1 protein-coding gene is annotated in these 20,539 nt (G+C 42.7%); it reads left to right on the forward strand.

The genetic code is table 11. From position 1 onward, the window contains the following. Positions 1-15 precede the first annotated feature (15 nt). The gene (locus tag PSE6802_RS0122300; protein ID WP_019502255.1) at positions 16-20,538 is read left to right on the forward strand and encodes a LamG-like jellyroll fold domain-containing protein; all 20,523 of its coding nucleotides are present in this window, start codon (positions 16-18) and stop codon (positions 20,536-20,538) included. The last annotated feature ends 1 nt before the right edge of the window (position 20,539 follow it).

A 20,539-nucleotide genomic window follows, 5' to 3' on the forward strand; every position in this document is an offset into this window, starting at 1 on the left:
AGCTGATGAATGGTTATGCCAACACCTAAAGCTCTTTCTCCAATCCAAACCCTCGAAATGTTCAAGGAAAGCCATCCCGACTTGAACAGTATCGAGAAAATTCTCGACTTCTCCGAAGAAATTTTTGTCAAAGATTTTACTGACAGAGAACCCTTTAACGGCGACATCCGCAAGGCTCGCCAAGCCTATCGTGCTGCCCAACGTATTCAAGAACAAATCACCCTGCTCTGGGCAAACCTCAAAGACATCGGTTCCCCTGTCCTCAAAGAAGCCCTCTTCAACAATATTCCCCAGAGCTTCATCGATTATTTCAATTCCATCCCCGCTTACAATCGCCTCTTTGGCAACCTCGACTTCATCGAAACCGACCATTCTCGTTCCATTTTTGGTCCTGCCGCCTATTTCGTCGATTTGCTCCGCTTTATCGAGAAAAATATTATTAAAAATGACAAGAATAGTATTCCTGCTGGACACGAATTAGAAAAAAGACACCTGCGCCTATTTCGCCTTCCCCTCGATAAAGAAAACACCTTTAACCTCGTCCCCTACATCGATCTCGTCACCGAAGCTCTAGAAGATATTGTCCGCAGGCCAGACGAGCCTGAAAAATCTCCCTATCAGGTGCTGGAGGAAGCCAAATTTCCCATGCAACTTCCTTTCCATCTGCCCCTAGAAGAAATTCGCCTCTACTTAAAACAGCTAAAAATTAGCCTAGAAGAGATCTATCGCCTCTTTAGCCTAGTTGGGCAAGAAGCATTTACAGATCTTCTCCCTGATGAAGATGAAAGTGGTGAAAAATTAACTTCGGATCGATCTAAAATACTTTTTGAAGAACTACAAAAAAAAGGAATTTTAGATTTTCGAGGCGCGTTAACGGATGCCTTTCAGCCCGATGATCCGAATTTCAATCTCATTTTAAGCTCAGATTTTATCGAATATGAAAAACACATTGTTGAAAAACTTCAAGAATACCGAGGATTAGAAGTAGCGATCGCACGTGAAATCTTAGCTCTTTCCCCACGGGAATATCAGTTAATAGAGAATCCCGTCATTGCAGAATCAGAACTGGGAAAATTTTATGGAACTACACGAAAGTTATCCTGGCACGTTGATACAACTTTCGTAGATTCTTTGAATCGCCAAGTTTTTCCCGATTCATTAAGACAAAAATTTATAACCGAGAAACAAATTTTATCTGAATCTCAATACATTAGTGTGTTTGCTTTGATTCAAGGAGAGAAATGGCGAATTTCAGATTTACAGAAGAAGAAAATATACATCATTCAAAAAGAAGGTGCGAGACTTACCATTTCTCTAGATGTTGTACTTGAAGGCAAGGGAAGTCTAGAAGACGTTGAGGTATTTATCGAGAAAACAGGACTTACGCACAAACAATTAGACGCACTTCTGTTCCTCGATCACAGCAATGATGAAATTAATGCTGGACTGCCTCGACTCCTTTTTATCAATAATACGGGTGATGTAGAAGGATATTTGAGCATCACAAGTCAGTTTGACAAGAACAAGCTCTTCGATCTCGATTTTTCGGCAGACACAAATGCTGACTTTACAGATTGTATTGAACTTTTAGGTCAGCATATTTTCCCCAAGATGTTACACAAGAAATTTGTAGATTGGGGAATCGACCTAACTAAAAGTGACTTTGAGATTCCTGATAACGCAACCGATGAAGAAAAAAAGAGACTAAATAGACTAAATGCTAGTGCAAGTATAGAAGTATTGATTGATGTCTTGGTTGCCGCTAGATCTGGGAAATGGCTAATTAAAGATGCCAATGACAACAAACTCTATATTCTTCAGGTACTTGAAAAATCTCTGAAGCTTTACGAAGGCAAAGAACAAAAATTAACTATTGAAGGAGATAAAGCTACCGCTCTACTAGCTCTTCTTAATAAGCCAAAGCTAAGTAATGCTGATTTAATAGCTGTAGGCGTAGAACTCAGAAAGAACCTTAGCCTTTCAGATAAACTCGAAATTAACGAATGGAAAACTGATAAATGGCGAGTTCGGGATTCAGAAAAAAATAAAACCTATATTATTTGCCACGATTTTAATCAACCCAGCTTAAATCAACTTAGCGTCTTTGACGAACCCTACGATCGCCTCGAAAACCTCACCCTCAAGAGGCTCGATCGCATATACCGATTCCTCAAACTTTCCCGCAAACTAGACTGGACATTTGCCGACCTCGATTGGGCTTTGCGAACTCTACAGAAAACCCCTGTCGGCGAAAAAGTTCTGCGCTTCGACGGCGTTAACGACTATATTGCTATCCCCAACGTCCGCGATCCCAAAGATCCAGATGCTTTCAAAGACACTTTTACCCTAGAAGCTTGGGTTCAACCAACTCAAGCAAAAATCAACCCTATTTTCGCTAAAGGGACTCCTGATGGCTCTTTTACTCAATTTCTTTTCTATGTCACTCCAAAAGGAAAATTAGCTTTCTTCTGCAATGCTAATGTTTCTACTACTCAGGGCTGGGGGGCAAAACTAAAGGCTGAAAATAACAATCAAAATATTTTTCAAATAAAAGATGGGGAATTAGTCGCTATCAATCTAAAAAACATTCCGACCAACGATCGAGACAATAAAGATTACGGTCTGACTTTAATGAGCGATCGCTCTATTCCCCTTGATGTCTTTACTCATGTTGCAGCTACCGTTAATGAAGAGAAAAAGATAGATGGGAAGAACTACTATCAACTGAAGTTTTACATCAATGGAATTTTAGATAGCACTTGGTCTTTAGATAATAAGCTACCTGTAACCGATTTGCCTGATGTCTCCGAACCTGAAAAAGTTCAAATTGACATCAACATTGGCAAAAACCTGCTCAATGAGTTCTTATCTGGCAGTATTACCGATATCTGCCTGTGGAACCACATTCTTTCAGAAGAAGATATCCAGACCAATCGCTTCAAACGCCTCAACGGACGAGAAGAGAAACTTTTTGCCTATTGGCCCCTAATCGAAAGCCTCGATTCACAAATAAAAGACTATGCTGTTATTAAAGATGAGAAAAAACAGCTATATCATGGCATACTCGGCAACGACAGCCCTCATACCCTGCCTATTTGGGTACATGGCGACCTAGCCTTAGACGCTTTTCCTACGCCTCTGTCCATCTATGCCTATCACTTCAATGGTGTAGATGAATATGTTGGAGGCAAAGTCAAAAATTTAGACCTCAATGCTCTAACCATAGAAGCTTGGGTAACAATTGACGAAGCCAAAACCTATCCCATCCTGCTCAAAGCTGACGTTGTTAATAAGCAAGTTCAGCCCAAATATAAGCTGTGGATTAATGATGATAATAAATTGGTATTTTGGGATGGCTGGTTAGGACAGACCTTTACCGCCGATCGAGCAATTGAGCGATCGCAACCCCAACATATCAATTGGGTTCATATAGCAGTTGCCAAGGGAGCAGCCGTAGAACTATTTCTCAATGGAGAAGCAGTAACAGCAACTCATGCTCCATTAACGTCAGTTCAGGTTGAGCCTTCAACAACATTAGAACTTGAAGATACCTCTATCCTCTATCTAGGACGAGATTTTACTCCCAATTACCTGAAAGGTTCGCTACAAGAAGTCCGTATTTGGAACCTTAACCAAACACAAAAAGCGATCGATGCAAACCGCCATCATCAGCTAACAGGCAATGAACCAGGACTGGTGGGATACTGGCGACTGGACGAACCCAATCCGCATTTGAGCGAAGCCCGCGATCGCACCGTCAATAAAAACCATCTTTTCCCCGGCGGCATTCTGGAACTATATCAGCCGCAACCCAAAACTTATAACGACCCCATTCTCCCCGATCCAGTACAGTCCGAATCAGAAATTTTAACGTTTGGAGCGAATCAGTACCCCGCCATTATCCAGAACGACAAACGGGAGGGTTTGGGACATTTCGAGCAGTTCACCTTACAATTTTGCTTTAAAGCCGACGAACCTGGAGTTGGCGATCGCAAACAAGTACTCTACACTCAAGGCGATAAATTTACAGGGCTAAACATCTACCTCTCGCAGGGAAGATTATTCACTTATGCTTGGCATGAAGACTTCGATGGTACACCAATTGATGAACCAGTCAGCTTAGAACATAGCCCCATTGAGGCAGGTAAATGGTATCACTTGACCTTCACCTATGATGAGACGGTTGAAGATGAATTGTTTAAGTGTTCTGAAGAAGATTTAAAAGAATTTCTCAAAATCAGCGAGACGAATCCTATTCAAGGCACTGACGATCCAAAATTTAAAAATTTAAAACAAGTTTTGGCAGGCCAGTTGTCGTTCACTGCAACTCCAAATTCCATAAAAGTTTGGATTGATGAGCCAAATAATCAATGGCGGATACGGGATTATCTGAGTGGGAAAACTTTTCTCATTCGTCGCCAGGATGATCGGCTTACAATTTATGAGAAAACGCCCCATCCGCAAGATGAAGTTGCCTATCGACTCTATCTTGATGGGAAAGAGAAAGATTTCAAGGAAAATGGTTTCCGTCTCGACCAAGTAGGAACAACTTATCTGGGCAGCCTGACACCCAATATATTCACGCGATTTGAAGATGGACTAGCCCCAGCAGATACTGATTGTCACTTTGCTGGTCAAATTACCGAATTCAGAATATGGCAGAGAGTTCTTTCCGATCGAACCATCCACCGACTACAGCATATTCCACCTGAATTAAAGGATAAAGACTTAATTTGCTATCTTCCAATGACAGAGGGCTTTGGTCGCATCGTCAGCGACCATGCTGGTCCGCTTTATGAAAATCAGGGATTGGAACTAATCATTCCCGACCAATCGCCAAATTGCCATGATGGAAAACTATCAGTTGGATCCGACACCCCTCGCTGGGTAGAAGTTAAAGATTTACCTATCTTCCGCGATCGCGTTCTCAAACTCAATGGCAAGGAACAATATTTGCTATTACCCTACGCCAGCGATCTCAACCTCATCGATTGTGACTTTACCCTAGAAACCTGGATTCGCGTCGAGGCATTCGCTACTCAAGATATGCCCATTGTGGGTAGCGATAGCCCTAAAGACGCAGATGACGATGTTGCTAAGAATCAGGGGTTTTACCTCCTGCTTACCGATCGCGGTCACATTCGGGCAGGTTTGTATGGCGACCACGTTACTTCCGAAAAAGCGATCGATCCAAAGTGTTGGCATCATATCGCTTGGCGTTTTGAAAAAGCAGCCAAAACACAAACCCTCTTTATTGATGGACAGCCGCAAGGCACTCTATCAGATAGTCAAAGTCTTCAGAACGATATCCCCCTCTACTTGGGCTATCGGCAGGTCAAACAGGGATACCAGCCACCTGCTCAAAGTTACTTTACAGGAGAGGTTGCCGAACTTAAAGTTTGGAGTGCAGCGCGGGAAGATACCCAAATTCAAGAAACTTGGAATCAGGAACTCAAGGGCAACGAAGACAACCTAGAAGCCTATTGGATATTCGACCGCGATCCGCGATCGCTCTTGGTCGATCGCACAAATTCCTCTCACCGCGCCCCAATTGAACTCGGCAGCAATAGCGATCTGGAAACAAAGTGGAACGGATCGACCACTCCCTTCCGCCGCCAATCCCTCGCTTTGCAGTTAAATCCTGAAGCCGATCGACCCATCGACTATATCGATCTTGCTCCCTGTGTCATCCCAGATCGGGGAACTATCGAGTTATGGGTACAGTTCTGCCGCACTGAAGAGCAAATTTTACTCGATGCCTCAACAGCAGATCGCCAGCATCATAAACATTTTTTCATTGCCGTTTCTCATCAAACACTTTACTTCCATGTAACTGATGATTCGGGAATCGAGACTGTCGCTCACATCCATCTTACAGGCTTTCCCGAAGCATTTGATTCCGCATGGCATCACCTCGTTGCTACCTGGGAATTCAACCCGCAAACTGCTGAAACTAGCATTCAACTGATCCTCGATAGTTTTTACAAAGATCGTTCTAGACGGAAGGGAAATGGGAAAAAGCCTGAATTTCCCAGTCCTTTCCTCGGTCTGAAAAGAACCATCGAACGGATTGACTATCCCACTCAAATTCCCCACGCTCAGTCTTTTCAAGGCAAAATCAGTCAACTTCGGGTTTGGGATCGGGTTCTGACTCGCCAAGAACTACAGCGATTCCAGAATGCAGATCTAGAAGGCAATGAAAAAGGCTTGAGTTTCTGTCTCGTAGTTGTTGAGGAACCAGTTGCAAGCAAAAAGTTATTGCTTTATGCACCCAAGACCGATCGGTCGGACGTTGAACCCTTATCAACGCATTTAAAAGATTTAGTGTCGGGTAAAATCTTCTGCTTGAGCCGTCTAGCCATTCCAGATCCTCACCCTCACTGGGTCGATATCGATACAGGCATCAAACTTGATGGTGAGGACGATTTTATCCATCTGGAGCACTATTGCCCGACTGAAAGTGGCACGATCGAAGTCTGGGCGAAGTTTGCCCCTGCCCGTAACCAGTTTATTTTAGATGCATCCAACGACGAACCCCAAGGAATACCCGAACAACAGAAATTTTTCTTGCTAGAGGTGCGCGATCGCCAATTGCGCTTTGGCATTGAAGACGATAGCGATCTTAATTGTGTCGTGCATATCAATCTAGATAGAGAAGCCCATTCTAATTTCTTCTCTCAATGGCATCATATCGTCGTTGCTTGGCAATTTGACAAGGTCAATCAGAAAATAAAGGCTTGGCTAGCTCTTGATGGTGAAATCGTAGAAACCTGTAAACCCAACTCCTCCAAAAATTGGATACATGACTATATACCAGAATGGCAGAAACCAAAAGCCCATGGGATCGAACCTACATTCAAAACTCTCTTCCTCGGTAAGCAGCGTGGAAGCTACTATCCTTGGAAAGATTGCGATCTACCTCGTTCCTTTGAAGGTGAGATTGCTCAAATCCGCATTTGGAATTGCGTCCGTTCTTATGAAGATTTGCAAAACTTGCGCGATGTTCCGCTACAAGGAACGGAGCCAGGGCTATTAGTCTATTTGCCCATTGAAGAAGGCGAAGGGACTACCCTCAACAACCTTGTCCCAAATGGCGAGCACGCTCTTTTATTCATTGGAGGAAACTGCGATGCTGACGAAAAATGGGTAACACTCGATCGCGGAGTTCAGTTGAATGGGATCGACGAGTTTATCGAACTACCTAAATATGTACCGTCAGAACAAGGAACTATCGAAGTCTGGGGACAATTCTCCCGCTTTTGGGATCGGGTAATTTTTGATGCCTCTGGTGATGCTGACAACTGTTTTCTGCTAGAAGTAAACGACGGAAGTCTATGTTACAAGCTATTACAAGAGCCCATTCGATTCGATCTGACAAGCTTCCCAGAGACTTTTGACAGGGGATGGCATCACATTGCTGTCACTTGGCATTCAGATGTCGAGCATAAAAAAATCGTCACTAAGCTTTATGTAGATGGTCGAGGTCCTGTAGAGTCCGATCTTTGCCTACCTGATAAAACTCTTCAACAAGTCCTGAAAAATCTATATGTTGGTATCCAGCGCGATCGGGACTTTGCCACAAAACGAGATCGAGCATTCATCGGGACAGTTAGCCAAATCCGAATCTGGGATCGCGCTCTTTGTTCTGAGGAATTACATCGCTGGCGTTATGCCAAATTAGAGGGCTCTGAAACTGGACTACTTTTCAACTTACCGATCGATGAAGGGACTGAGACAAAACTCAGAGATTTAGCAAATGGGGGAAGTGCTTTCTTGAAAACTGGCGGATCTCCGCTTCCACAGTGGCATTGGCAGAGTCCCCAACTCTTTCATTTCCAGCAAGATTATGTTGTCCTGCCCAAGACAGAGGTACTGGGTATCAACAATAGTGACTTCACCCTAGAAACATGGATTAAGTTAGAAGATTTGTCAGAAGTGCAGCCCATCTTAGGGATTAGGGGGCCAAGAGATCCTCAATTGTTAGCCCAAGAGCAATTGGTACTTAGTGTTAATCTAGAGGGGCACGTCCTAGTACAGATGCATGGGAAACAATTGGCCGCCGATCGCATCAAGCTCTTCCCCCATCGCTGGTATCACGTCGTTTGTCAGTACCAAGCGAGCGAGCGCAAACTATCTCTGAGTGTCCTAAAAAGAGATCGTGCTCACTGTCAATACGATCGATGCTCCAACCACTTTATTGCCACTATTTACACCAGTGGCAGCGAATATAGCCATCAACTGGCGGAACATGTTGAATTGTATAACGCCCACCGACGCTTATATATCGGCTTTTGGCGTTCGTGGAACGTCAAAACAAAAACCTGGGATGATAACTTTTTCCGAGGCTTTATTGACGAGGTACGCATCTGGGAAGGCACCAGAACTAGGGATCAAATCAAGCAAGATCGGGATCGGCGCTTGCGAGGGGATGAAGCAGGATTATTCGCCTACTGGACTTTAAAAGAAGATCGTCACCGTACTCTCTACGCACTAGGCTCTCAACACCATCAAGCACGCATACCTGATCGAGTGCCACAGATCGCTGCTCTTTACGACCTAGCATCAGAGCAGCCTCCTATCTATGCTCCTCGTCCTGCTGCCAAACTAGATGGATATAACGATTACATTGCGCTTGGGCAAACCTTTTTAAGTAATGGACGCACGATTGAGTTCTGGTTTAAGACGCAACAATGGCATCACCTCGCGGCTGTCTATGAGGAAAGTGCTATCCCAACGCTCTTTTACGATGGCGCAGCGATTCCCGATCCACTACCCCAAGATTTCGATCCGAAATTATACGAATTCTTATTGAATTTAAATCGAAGTACTCCCCCAGATAAGTCAAGTCAATTTTTCTCTGGACAGATCGCTGAATTACGTCTGTGGGATTGCCCCCGCACTCCAGCAGAAATCCAGGCTAATTTTAAGCGCCGTCTGACAGGTAGAGAAGCACATTTGTGGGCGTACTGGCCGTTGAATGAGGGAGAAGAGACTTGTTTATACGACGAGAGTGAAATCCTCGCTCCAGCAGAATGGGTCGTCGGTTTGGAAAATACCGCCGATAAGTGGCAACCTTTACCTCCCCCAGATATTAGGGAACCTATATCAATTGCAGGACTGAAGACCTCTCCTCTTTCTGCTCTTTACCTAGATGGTAAAGATGATTTCATCACGCTTGGTGACATTGCTGACTTGAAATTGAACCACGATTTCACTGTAGAAGCTTGGGTGAAGATTGACGAGTCGGCAGAAGGTAAGACAATGGCAGTTTTGGGAAGCAAAGCCCTGTCAAATATCGATCGCTCTAAGTCCATATTGTGCTTGGGCATTAAGGCCAAACGCCCCTATTTCAGTTTTGGCGGCAAAAACTCCCTCCATCCCAATTGGAACCTCGACCAGGGATGGCATCACCTGACTTGGCAGTATGAAGCCAGATCGAAAACCATGCGTATTCTCGTCGATGGAATCCAAATTGCCAAGAAAAACGAGCAGCCTGCCTTCACAGGTCGAGGAGAAGCAAGAATTGGTTATTGCCAAGAGTGGGACGAATCTTCTCTCAAAGATCGCTATTTTGCAGGAGGACTTGGAGAAATTCGAATTTGGCATTCTTTCCGTAGCGAGGAAGAAATTCGCGCTTACTATAAACGTCGATTGCCAGGAGAGGGGGATATTCTTCAAAAACTGGTGGCTTATTGGATCTTTGACGATCGCAACCACACGATCGTCCCCAGCCGCGTAAAAGTTGAGGAAAACTCCTATCAATTAGTGACCCATAGTGACAAGGATAGAGGACAACCGAACTGGAACTGCATCCAAGATCGTCCTATTCTGTTAAATCCACTTCTGCAAAAGGCTCTACACTTTGATGGTAAGCAGCAATATCTAGCAACGGATGAATTCCAGTTACCTTCAGCTGCATTTACTTTGGAAGCTTGGGTTAAAGTTGAAGACTTGGATGAGCCTCGTCCTATTTTCTGGTGGAGTAGCCGCGAGCGCAAATTTGAGGTTCGTATCTCCCAAGAGGGCAAAGTTCAGTTTTTGAACGCCAACGGGGAAACTCTAGTTGAAACGGAGGACGCTGCTAAAATTACACCTGCATCCTTTAATAATATTGCCGTCACAGTTCAGCCGCAGGATGGCGAAGAAGTTATTACTTTATGGATTAACGGTAAGGATGAAGGTAGCGACTGTGTTCCAGTTCCTACGCCTCTTGACAATCCACAAGATTCGCTCTTCCAAGTAGGTCGGGGCAATCCTGATGGATCTTCTACCTACTTTAAAGGATCGATCCAAGAAATTCGGATCTGGAATAGAGCAAAAACAGGTTTAGAGTTGCAACAACACCTGTACTACCCCCTTCAACTCCAGCCAATTCTCTCTGATTTACTGGCTTACTGGCCGTTGGCTAAACTCCAGGAAAATAGCAGTGGACTATACGCGCCGAACTTAGTCAAGGATAAACCCGCTCTACTGCGGCTCGGAGGCTTGCTAGAAACTCGTAAGCCCGATGCGGGAGAGCCAATGCAGTTCTTAGATGCTCGTCGTCCAGTGTTGACTCTCCCTATCTCGAAGGGTACTCTGCATCAGTTACCAATTCTTTCATTTAAGCAGCAACACCATCCAGATCGCTCTCAGCGCACTGTTGAAGTTTGGTTTGTATGTGACAATCCTTTCTTGGCTGATAAACAACTCGTTTATGAAGAAAAACGCAAAGACCCTCGACTTGAGTCAGTATCTTTTAGAGCTTTCACTCTGGCTTTTCGGCACCAGAATGTTAATGTGTTAAGTTACTTGATCCTGTATCAATTCCTTATTTATCGACATCTCAGTATTTACGTTCAGAGTGGTCAAGTTCACTTCGAGATATTTAATCAACTAGAACCTGAAGATAAGTGCCCAGATCGCCTTGATGATTGGTTTGTCAGTACGATAAAAACCGATCGCATTCAAGCAGGTCGCTGGCATCATGTTGCATTGGTCTTAGATGGTCGTGATGAAATTTGTGATAACGCTATCTATGCCTTGCTTGATGGCCGAGTTATCGATACTCAACCAGCTTTTCAATTATGGGGTACACCAGAATACGCGATCGTTGGCGGACTAGAGTTTGCTTTGTCTTCAAATGATGCAAGTTTATCTATTCACGGCATAGCTAATCCCCTTATCGGACAAATTAAAGAAGTCAGAGTTTGGGAAGCCGCTCGCTCTCCTAAAGCAATTAAAAACTCGTTAGACGAACAGCTTCAAAACAATCAATTTAAGTTATTCGATAAGGATAAACCAGAGCAAATCCTATTCCGTTGGGAAACTCACAATTTACCGAAGGGCTTTGTCTCTGGCATGAGATTATTAGCTGCGACAGAGCCGAGCATTAGCGATCCTCAAATTCCTTTAATGGATCTAGCTCATCTTCTCCAACTGAAAAATGAATACCAACAGTCAGTCGATCGCCTGTGTTCGCTTTGGGCAGAAGTCAAGCATATTGGCATTGCCGATCGGCGTACCCTCTTCGATGACATCTTCAATTCAGGTGGCACATCAAGACCTCTCCATAAATTCAATCCAGATAGACTCAATCCAGGTGGCACATCAAGACCTGTCGATAAATTAAACCTTAACCTCGAAAAGATCGGATTCTCGGACTCTTCTTTCCTGAAGATGTCTTCAGCAGACCAATACTGGTCTTACGGACAACGAATTCGTTGGGAGGTGAATAGCACTGAAACTTCCCAGCGTCAGATTCGCACTCGTCTGATGAGTGCTTTACGGGTTTCTTCCCCAGACCTAGTCCTTATGGTGCAAGCCATCAGTGGCGAGGTTGATACTGTCATTTTGGATGGTAGCTATCTGTCTCAACTTTATCGGTTAAAGCTGCTTGCCACTCTATTGAAACTATCCATTGAGGATGCAATTAAACTCCGCAACCTGCTCAAGCAAGAGTATAAAGATACTACACCTCTGAACGATCTAGCTCACTTCACCATTCAGGATGCGATCAAGCTAAAAACTCGTGCAGATTGGATGCGGGAAACAGAAATCGATCTGTCTGAATATGATTACCTAGTTAATGACAAAGAAGACAAGCGAGTTTCTGTTCCTTACAAGGATACCGATGTCTTCGATATGGCGGTTGCTCTACTCAACCAGTGTCGGGAGCATCTGCTCAGTCCGCAGGGATTGGTGACGGAGGGCATTAGTGAGTCGGCTTCTGAAAAAATCTATCAGCAGTTAAAAGATGATGGGAATATCCAAGAAATAACCTTGCAACTTCCCTCAGGCAATAATAACACTGATACTGTTGTCAATCTTGGAGTTATTCAGCCTGGTTTTGCACCTGGTGCTCTCAGTCCAGATAACTATCTTGAATTAATCGCCCAATATTCCAATTGGTTAGCAGCTTTTGAAGGAGCGATCGATCTGACAATTGCGCGAAGAAAAGCCTATATCCTATTCAAGACCAGTTTAGAAGTAGCGATATCATCTGACGAATTTCTCAAAAAAATCCAAAATGAGTTTCAAAAGAAAGGATTTGTGCTTTCGTCAAGTAAGCTAATAACAAGAGAGTGGCTGATTAAAGACAAGGAGAACAATAATTATCTGATCGAAAACAATGATGATGGGCTGTTTAGCATAAAGCCAATTGATAATGCTGATATCTTGTCATTTGCCGTTGACACTGCATTTGAGAAGAGCTTGAACCAGCAAATCATTCCAGAAGATTTACGCACTTTATTGGTCTCCAAAAACATATCCCTTTCGCCAGATGCCTCTGTAACAACAACAGAATGGTTGCTTGAATGGTCAATTAAAGACCAGTCAAATAAAAACCAGAAGAAAGCTTATTTAATTATTTTAATTACAGGCGAGGAAAAGCAGTTACAAGTTATCCAAACTGACTCTATAGGAGACAACAAAAAGTTCACTCTTGACTCAAAGTTTATCGACAAGTTTATCAGTGAACTCAACAATACTAATGTCTCTCCAGATTTGCAAATAGAATTTCTGCGGAATGAAATCAAATTACCTCAGCAGATCGAAATTATAACTAAAGAATGGCAGATCGAAGATAAAGCAAACGGCAAAACCTATGCTATAAAACATGAACCAAAGCACAAGTTTAGTATTTATCTAATTGATTCTACCGATAAAATCCTTGGTATCGATCTTGCATTTGATGAACAGCTTAATGAGCAACGAGTTTCTAATGATTTATGTGCTTTCTTTAGTCAAAAAAAGGCTCCCCTTGCATTACCTATTACCGTAAAAATTCAGGAATGGGAGTTATCGGAAGTTTTTGATGAAGACAAGCAAAAAACACAGCGATCTTATACTGTCTGCCTTAATCCAGAGCAGAATCCTAATAAACCAAAAGAAATTAACTTAGATATTTACGGAGGCTGGATAGACGATCTAGGAAGAGTTATTCTCGAAGAAGTTCTGTTGCCTAATTTGCCTAATATTGAGGGCAGCTTCACGAGCAAACTAGAACTGCTCCCGTTGAACTACGTTTCAACTGAACAAACTGAATTTCTTGAAACCGTTGAAAAATTAAGGGGCTATTTCCTTAAAGAAAATTATTTTCTCTCTCAAGATCTTGTCATTCAAAAAAGATGGGAAGTTGAGGATGGGAGTCGTATCTATTCAATTCAACAGACGCAAGACAACCTTTTGAATGTTTACCAAAGCGATCGCTTTGGTAAATCCTTGTTATTTACTGTTCCACCAAGCTTAAGCCTAATAGAAAAACTCAACCAAGAAACTGTACCCATTGAGTTGTTTGAGCAAAAGGGCTATACACTTTCACCAAAACCAACTTTAGAAAAAGAGTGGTTGATTATCGATCGCATACAGCAAACCTCTTACCTCATCAGACACAATACTCGCGAGAATCAGCTTGATGTTTTAGATATCCAAGACCCCGAACAATTAAGCCTGAAAAAACTACAGAATGCCTATAAATCAGTTACGCCTAAACCCAGTAATGAAAAACTGCTGGAAGTCAAAGCCAAACTTCTGAAGCAGCAGAAGTTGCAATCCAGCCTCGTGCCTTACATCACCGCTAAGTTAATTGCACTTCGAGATGGTCTGTTGGGGACTCTTCTTACTCCTCTAGCTGACTTACTAGGGACGAACCCCGATCGCCTAAAACTCATTATTGAAAGTACGAAAGATAACAGCATTGAAGGGAACACCTACGGCAAAGGTCAGCTCTTCGCAGAAAAATACTTGCAGGAGATTAACAAAGTTGCGATCGCGCAAGATAAAGATAAAGCTCTATTACAGAGTTCAGCTCTCCGTGACGATCTCAAGCAATGGAGTAAGATTCTGTTCTTATTGAGTCAGTTTGCTCTCAGTGACTTTGAGATCGCGGTTTTATTGAAACAACCAAAGGTCTTTGGTCTGGAAGCACTTGACTTGTTGAAACCGTCTCAGTCCGACCTGACTGATTTATATACATTTGTCAAGCTGAAGACAGAACTGAGAGATCCAACAGATCCAAGCGATCGCAGTAACAAATTAGTGAGAATTCTCCAGAAGGAAGAAGGGCTGACAATTTCTTCCTTAACCAACTGGACGGATGCTGAGATTAATACCTTGTGCGAGAGCTTAAAGATTGAAGCCGGAAGTCTGGCGATGTTAGATCTCGATCGCCTGAGTCAAGGTTTCCGCCTGATACGAAAATTAGGTACGAATGCTCAATATTTGGTCGATCTGGCCACCGAAACTTCTGACTTGAAAGCCTTTGACCCCATTAAATCTGCCGATCCGCGCTATGAATTCTATCAACGCCACGCTGAGGTGTTATTTAATCTGATGCGGGCTAGATATAATGCCGAACAATGGCCTCTAGTTTACAAACCTCTCCACGATCTTTTAGCGGTACAGAAGCGGGATGGACTGACTGCATTTGTGATGGAGGAATTATCAGACAAGATCCAAAATCGTAAGAGTCCAGATTTGCTGTACGAGTATCTGTTGATTGACGTGCAAACAGGCAGTGAAGTTGATACCTCGCGGATTGTACAAGGAATTGCTAGTTTGCAACTCTACGTCCAGCGTTGTCTGATGGATCTAGAGGCAGGCGTTAAGCCAGAAACCATTCCCCCGAAAGAGTGGGAATGGATGAAGAATTATCGAGTTTGGGAAGCAAATCGTAAAGTATTTTTGTACCCAGAAAACTATATTGAACCTGAGTTACGGGATACGAAAACACCTGAGTTTGAGGCACTAGAAGAAGAGTTACTACAAGATGAAATCACTCAAGATACAGTTGAAAGGGCGATTATCCATTATCTCGATAAAGTTAAAGAACTTGTTGATTTAAAAATTGTAGGTGCTTACCTGCATAAAGAAATCGGTGCGCAAGGCAAACAAAAAATCGTACTTTATTTGATTGGTCGTACCAATAGCCACCCCGGTATTTACTATTATCGAGAATATATCGTTAGCAAGGATCGTTGGCTTTCTTGGGAAAAAATCGATTTAGCAATTAATTCGGATTTTGTCAGTCCTGTCTATGCTTTCAATAAACTATTTATTTTTTGGGTAGAATTAACAATAACTAAAAAAGATGCTGATGAGAACGGCAAAAAAGTAAGTCGTGATTTCTATAAGCCTACCGTTAAATATTCTTACTATAATTTCGATAAAACTTGGACAGTTCCTAAAATTTATCTAGAACTTCCTGCCGATTTTCAAGTCAATGCAAATCAAGAACCAGATCCAAATTTACAAAGAGTTTTTGTACAAAATATCAAAGAATTTGCTCCTCCTAAAGATTCAAGACAATTAATTCCAGTTAATGATAATTTCTCCAACGTCAAAGTTGCGATCATTAGTAAGAGTGCCGATCTTGCGAGATTCATTCCCAACTTTAGTATGGATAAACTTACCTGGTCTTTCTGGGTAAAAATCAGTAACGTTTTTGCTATTCCTCCTGGGGAAGTATCATTGTCAGACTTACCTCAAAAAACTCTCATGCTCTTTAGTTATGGAGATCCTCAATCTAATGAGAATACCGAAACTAAGGTAAAAGCAACTTTTGCTAATCAGTTCATTCCTATTCCAGAAATTGTTGATTTAAAGAGAAGACTGGAAGACATACAAATAGAGGTAGCTAATGCACAAAATGAGTTCGACACCCAACAAGTAGAAGTAACCAATGCACAGAATGAGTTCGACACCCAACAAGTAGAAGTAACCAATGCACAGAATGAGTTTGATATAAAACAGACAGAATTAACGAATATTCAACTTCAAATAAATGAAGCTCAAATTCTGGTTACAAATGCCAGAATACTTCTCGAAAATGCTAGTAACGAAGATGCGCGTGATGCAGCGCGACAAGAACTTCAGACTGCTCAAAGTAATCTTAATCAAATAAGGCTACAACTCGATCCAGCTCAACAGGCACTTAATCAAGCTCTAGACGTACTTCAGACTGCTCGAAACGAGCTTAATCAGGCACGCCAAACACTTCAGACTGCTCGAAACGAGCTTAATCGGGCACGCCAAACACTTCAGACTGCTCGAAATAATCTTAATCAAGCACAAAATAACTGGGAAGAGGCACTAAAACGACCTCATTGGCAAGAGCAACTAGTGTTTGCTTTCCATATTGGCGACCAGAAGTTTGAGACTACAAAGTTGAGCTTCAATACTTGGCAGTATGTCGCGATCATCGCTAAACATGATGGGAGTGCATATGATGTCAATCTTTTAGTCTTTAAACAAGATGCACAGCCTATCACTCCTAGTACGACTCCTGACATTAATGAGTCAAAAAGGTTAACCGTCAGTATTATATCACCAGCAAAAAAACTATCTATTGGTCAAATCGATCCTGTCAATGTTGAGCAAGCTTTCACGGCTCAGATGAGTGAATTTCAACTTAGGGGAATCGCAGGAAATCCAGGAGAGATAGCTAACAATCGCTACAATCGAGAAGAGAATGCCATCTCTCAAGGATTACGCTTAGCATTAGATGGTCGAGAAGGCAAAGTCACGGTGGAATCATCTACACTGCAACTGAAAGTAATTTCTGCCAACATCATCCCTGTAGAGCCACGCGAACGTATTTTGATACTTTATAGAGACCAAAAGAAAATTCTTCGAGACAGTCTAGATGATGAACTTCACTTTTCTCTAAATTTATCTCTTAAGCAATCCGTTCCAGAAACTTATGACTATGATTTGATTCTGAATGAATCGCGGCTTAGTATTACTTACGCTGATAGTTTACTCAATTACGGTGAATATTTAGCAGCAGATGCTTCTTTTCAAAAATTGGTTACCCTCATTTTCAGAAATTCTAACCTGATTCAGGGCATAGCACAATATTATACATTGAAAGCATTTTGGGATCGAAATATTTTGCTAGATAACCTGAAGATTAAAGAAGTATCTTTACTAGATGTCAATAATCAACCCGGTTGGTACATTTTAGATACGGGTGATGAGCAATTTTTAATTAGAATTGCAATAGATGTGGAAAAACTGAAGACAACTGAGGAACGTATGACACTAGAATATGGCTCAAGAACTGCCAACCAGCCGCAACCAATTTCGCTATTCTTAGAACATGATACAGTTTTATCAGTAGAAAAACCTCAAGATAATCAAAGCCCTCGTTCTCCTTCATTCAAATACCAGTTTGACCGTTTAAACACATTTGCAATACATGAACTTAGCAAGAGACTTTTTCAAGGTGGGATTGATAGCTTTTTAAGCTTAGATTCTCAAGAAATAAAAAGATTAGAACTTGAATTTAGCAACTATAAGCCTGTTCCTGGCTTTGATTTTGCAACCCCCCCATCAATAACACTTCCAACAATCGACTTTAAAGGGGCTAACCATCTTTATTTTGAAGAAATATTTTTCCATATTCCTTTTCTAATTGCTAATCAACTCAACACCGATCAAAGATTTGCTGAAGCTCAGAAATGGTATCACTACATCTTTAATCCAACTGCTCAGGAAGATTCTTCTAGTGCAAATACAAAAGATCGCTACTGGCACTATCGTCCGTTCCGCAACCAAAATCTCGAAACCTTCTCCGAAATGCTTTCCAATGATAAAGCGTTAACCGAATATCGAGAAGATCCCTTCGATCCACACACTATTGCCAATCTACGCCTCAATACCTATCAAAAAGCAGTAGTAATGAAATATATTGATAATCTACTCGATTGGGGAGATTACTTGTTCCGTCAGGATACCCGCGAGTCGATTAATGAGGCAATTCCTCTTTACGTGCTGGCTTTTAATCTACTCGGTCCGCGTCCTAAAGCGAAGCCAGAGCGTAAATTAGATCCGATGGGAACTTATCAGGATATTCAAGCAGATCTACAGCAAAATAATATTTCTGAACTGCCTGATTTCCTGATCCCATCAGGCGATCGCCATCTTAACGACAAAGTAGAGATTCCCTTCGATCCTAACCGCAGTGTAATCGCTCGCTTCAGTGTCCCAGAAAATGCCCAATTAATGGGTTACTGGGATCGAGTTGAAGGCAGACTTTACAACATTCGCCACAGCCTCAATATTGACGGGGTATTCCGTGCGCTCGATCTGTTCCAACCCCCTATCGATCCTGCTGCACTGGTTCGAGCCGTTGCAGGTGGTGGATTGGCAGGAGGCATCAGTGCGGCCCTTGCTTCTCTGAATATGCCAGTGCCTCACTACCGCTATAGCTTCATGCTCGAAAAAGCCAAGGAAATGAACCGACAGGCGATCGAATTGGGTAGCGCATTACTACAGGCTCTAGAAAAGAAAGATGCCGAAGAGTTACTGCTGCTTCAACACACCCATGAGTTGAATATCATGAATCGAATGACGGAGGTAAAACAGCTACAGATTCAGGAGACCGAAACTAACCTTGAGTCGTTAAAAGCAAGTTTGGAAAATGCTCAAGACCGCAAACAACATTATGAAGCTCTAATGAGCAAGGGGATTAGTTCACTAGAGTTAGCGCAAATTTCTCTTATTCAAAACGCTTTGGATGCTCGAAAAAGAGCAGGAAATTTCAAGAAGGAGGCTTCCTTAATTGGACTTTTGCCTGATTTTTCTGGTGGCATATCTGGTGGTTTCCCGACTGCTGCTCACGTTACAGCTTCAATAGGTGGAACACAAGCATCTCGTTTTCATGAGCTAGAAGGAACACGATCAGAACTAACTGCTGATGAAAAAAATACAGAGTCTCAGACGACGGGGTTAATGGCGAATTACGAGCGCCGAGAACAAGATTGGCAACTCCAGAAAACGATCGCCGAACACGACATCGCTCAAATCGAACAGCAAATCGCCGCTACTGAAATTCAAATCAAAATCGCCTCCCGCGAACTGCAAATCCACGAGCTAACCATTAGCCAACATAAGGAAGTCGGAAACTTCTATCGCAATAAATTCACCAACAAAGAACTCTATAGCTGGATGACCAGTCGCCTTTCTGGTCTTTACTTCCAAACCTATAAACTCGCCTTTGACTTAGCTAAAAAAGCCGAGAAAGCTTACCAGTACGAATATGGAACCAACGACACCTACATCGATTTCGGTCATTGGGATAGCCGCCGCAAAGGGTTACTTGCAGGGGAAGGATTGAGACTCGATCTCGCTCGCTTAGAAAAAGCGGCTTTAGACCAACACTGTCGCTATCTAGAAGTAACCAAACACATTTCCTTACTTCGCCTCGATCCTAATGCTTTCCTACAACTCAAGGCAACAGGTCGCTGTCAGTTTGGACTAGGAGAACTACTATTCGATCGCGACTTCCCCGGTCACTACTTCCGCACCATCAAGTCAGTAACCATCTCAATCCCCGCTGTCATCGGTCCCTACCAGACTTTCAGAGCTACCCTCACCCAAACCAGCAACAAGACCCTATTAGCTCCCGACATCACAGGAGTCCAATACCTTATGGGCGATGGCGACCAATCCCCCACCACTATTCGCGCTGATTTTCGAGCCAACCAGCAAATTGCTATTTCTACAGGGGTTGAAGATAGCGGAATGTTTGAACTTAATTTTGGCGATGGTCGCTATCTACCCTTTGAAGGTACGGGAGCCATTTCGACTTGGCTGCTGGAGATGCCAAAAGCCACCAATCCCATTGACTTTAGCACCATTTCAGATGTCATCATCCACGTTCGCTATACAGCCAAAGCCGATGGTGGCCTATTCAAGCAAAACGTCATGGGACTAGAAGCCTTTAAAACCTACGAAGGGGTACGACTGATAAATGTCGCTCAAGAACTAGCAACAGATTGGCATGTCTTCAAGAATTCTGAAACAAAAACAGACTTTAACATACCATTAGGCACAATTGCTCCCCCGAACGTCAAAGTTAGCCCTGATAACATTACTATGCAGTATATTCGCAGCGCAGGGTTAGATGGCAGCTTGACCGATGTAACTTCCCAGTTCAGTCAAGAGTCCAACGAGCAAATACTAACCATTAAAGGTAAAGGTGATGGAAATTTTGACAAGAAGAATCTGGAAAACTTATTTGTATTTTTAAGCTTCACTGGATCGCTAGTGTGAA

It is taken from the genome of Pseudanabaena sp. PCC 6802 (assembly GCF_000332175.1).
Classification (GTDB): Bacteria; Cyanobacteriota; Cyanobacteriia; order Pseudanabaenales; family Pseudanabaenaceae; genus PCC-6802.

Bases quoted from the DNA above. Each gene is read 5' to 3' on its own strand.
- PSE6802_RS0122300 (WP_019502255.1), top strand. From the start codon at position 16: ATGCCAACACCTAAAGCTCTTTCTCCAATCCAAACCCTCGAAATGTTC.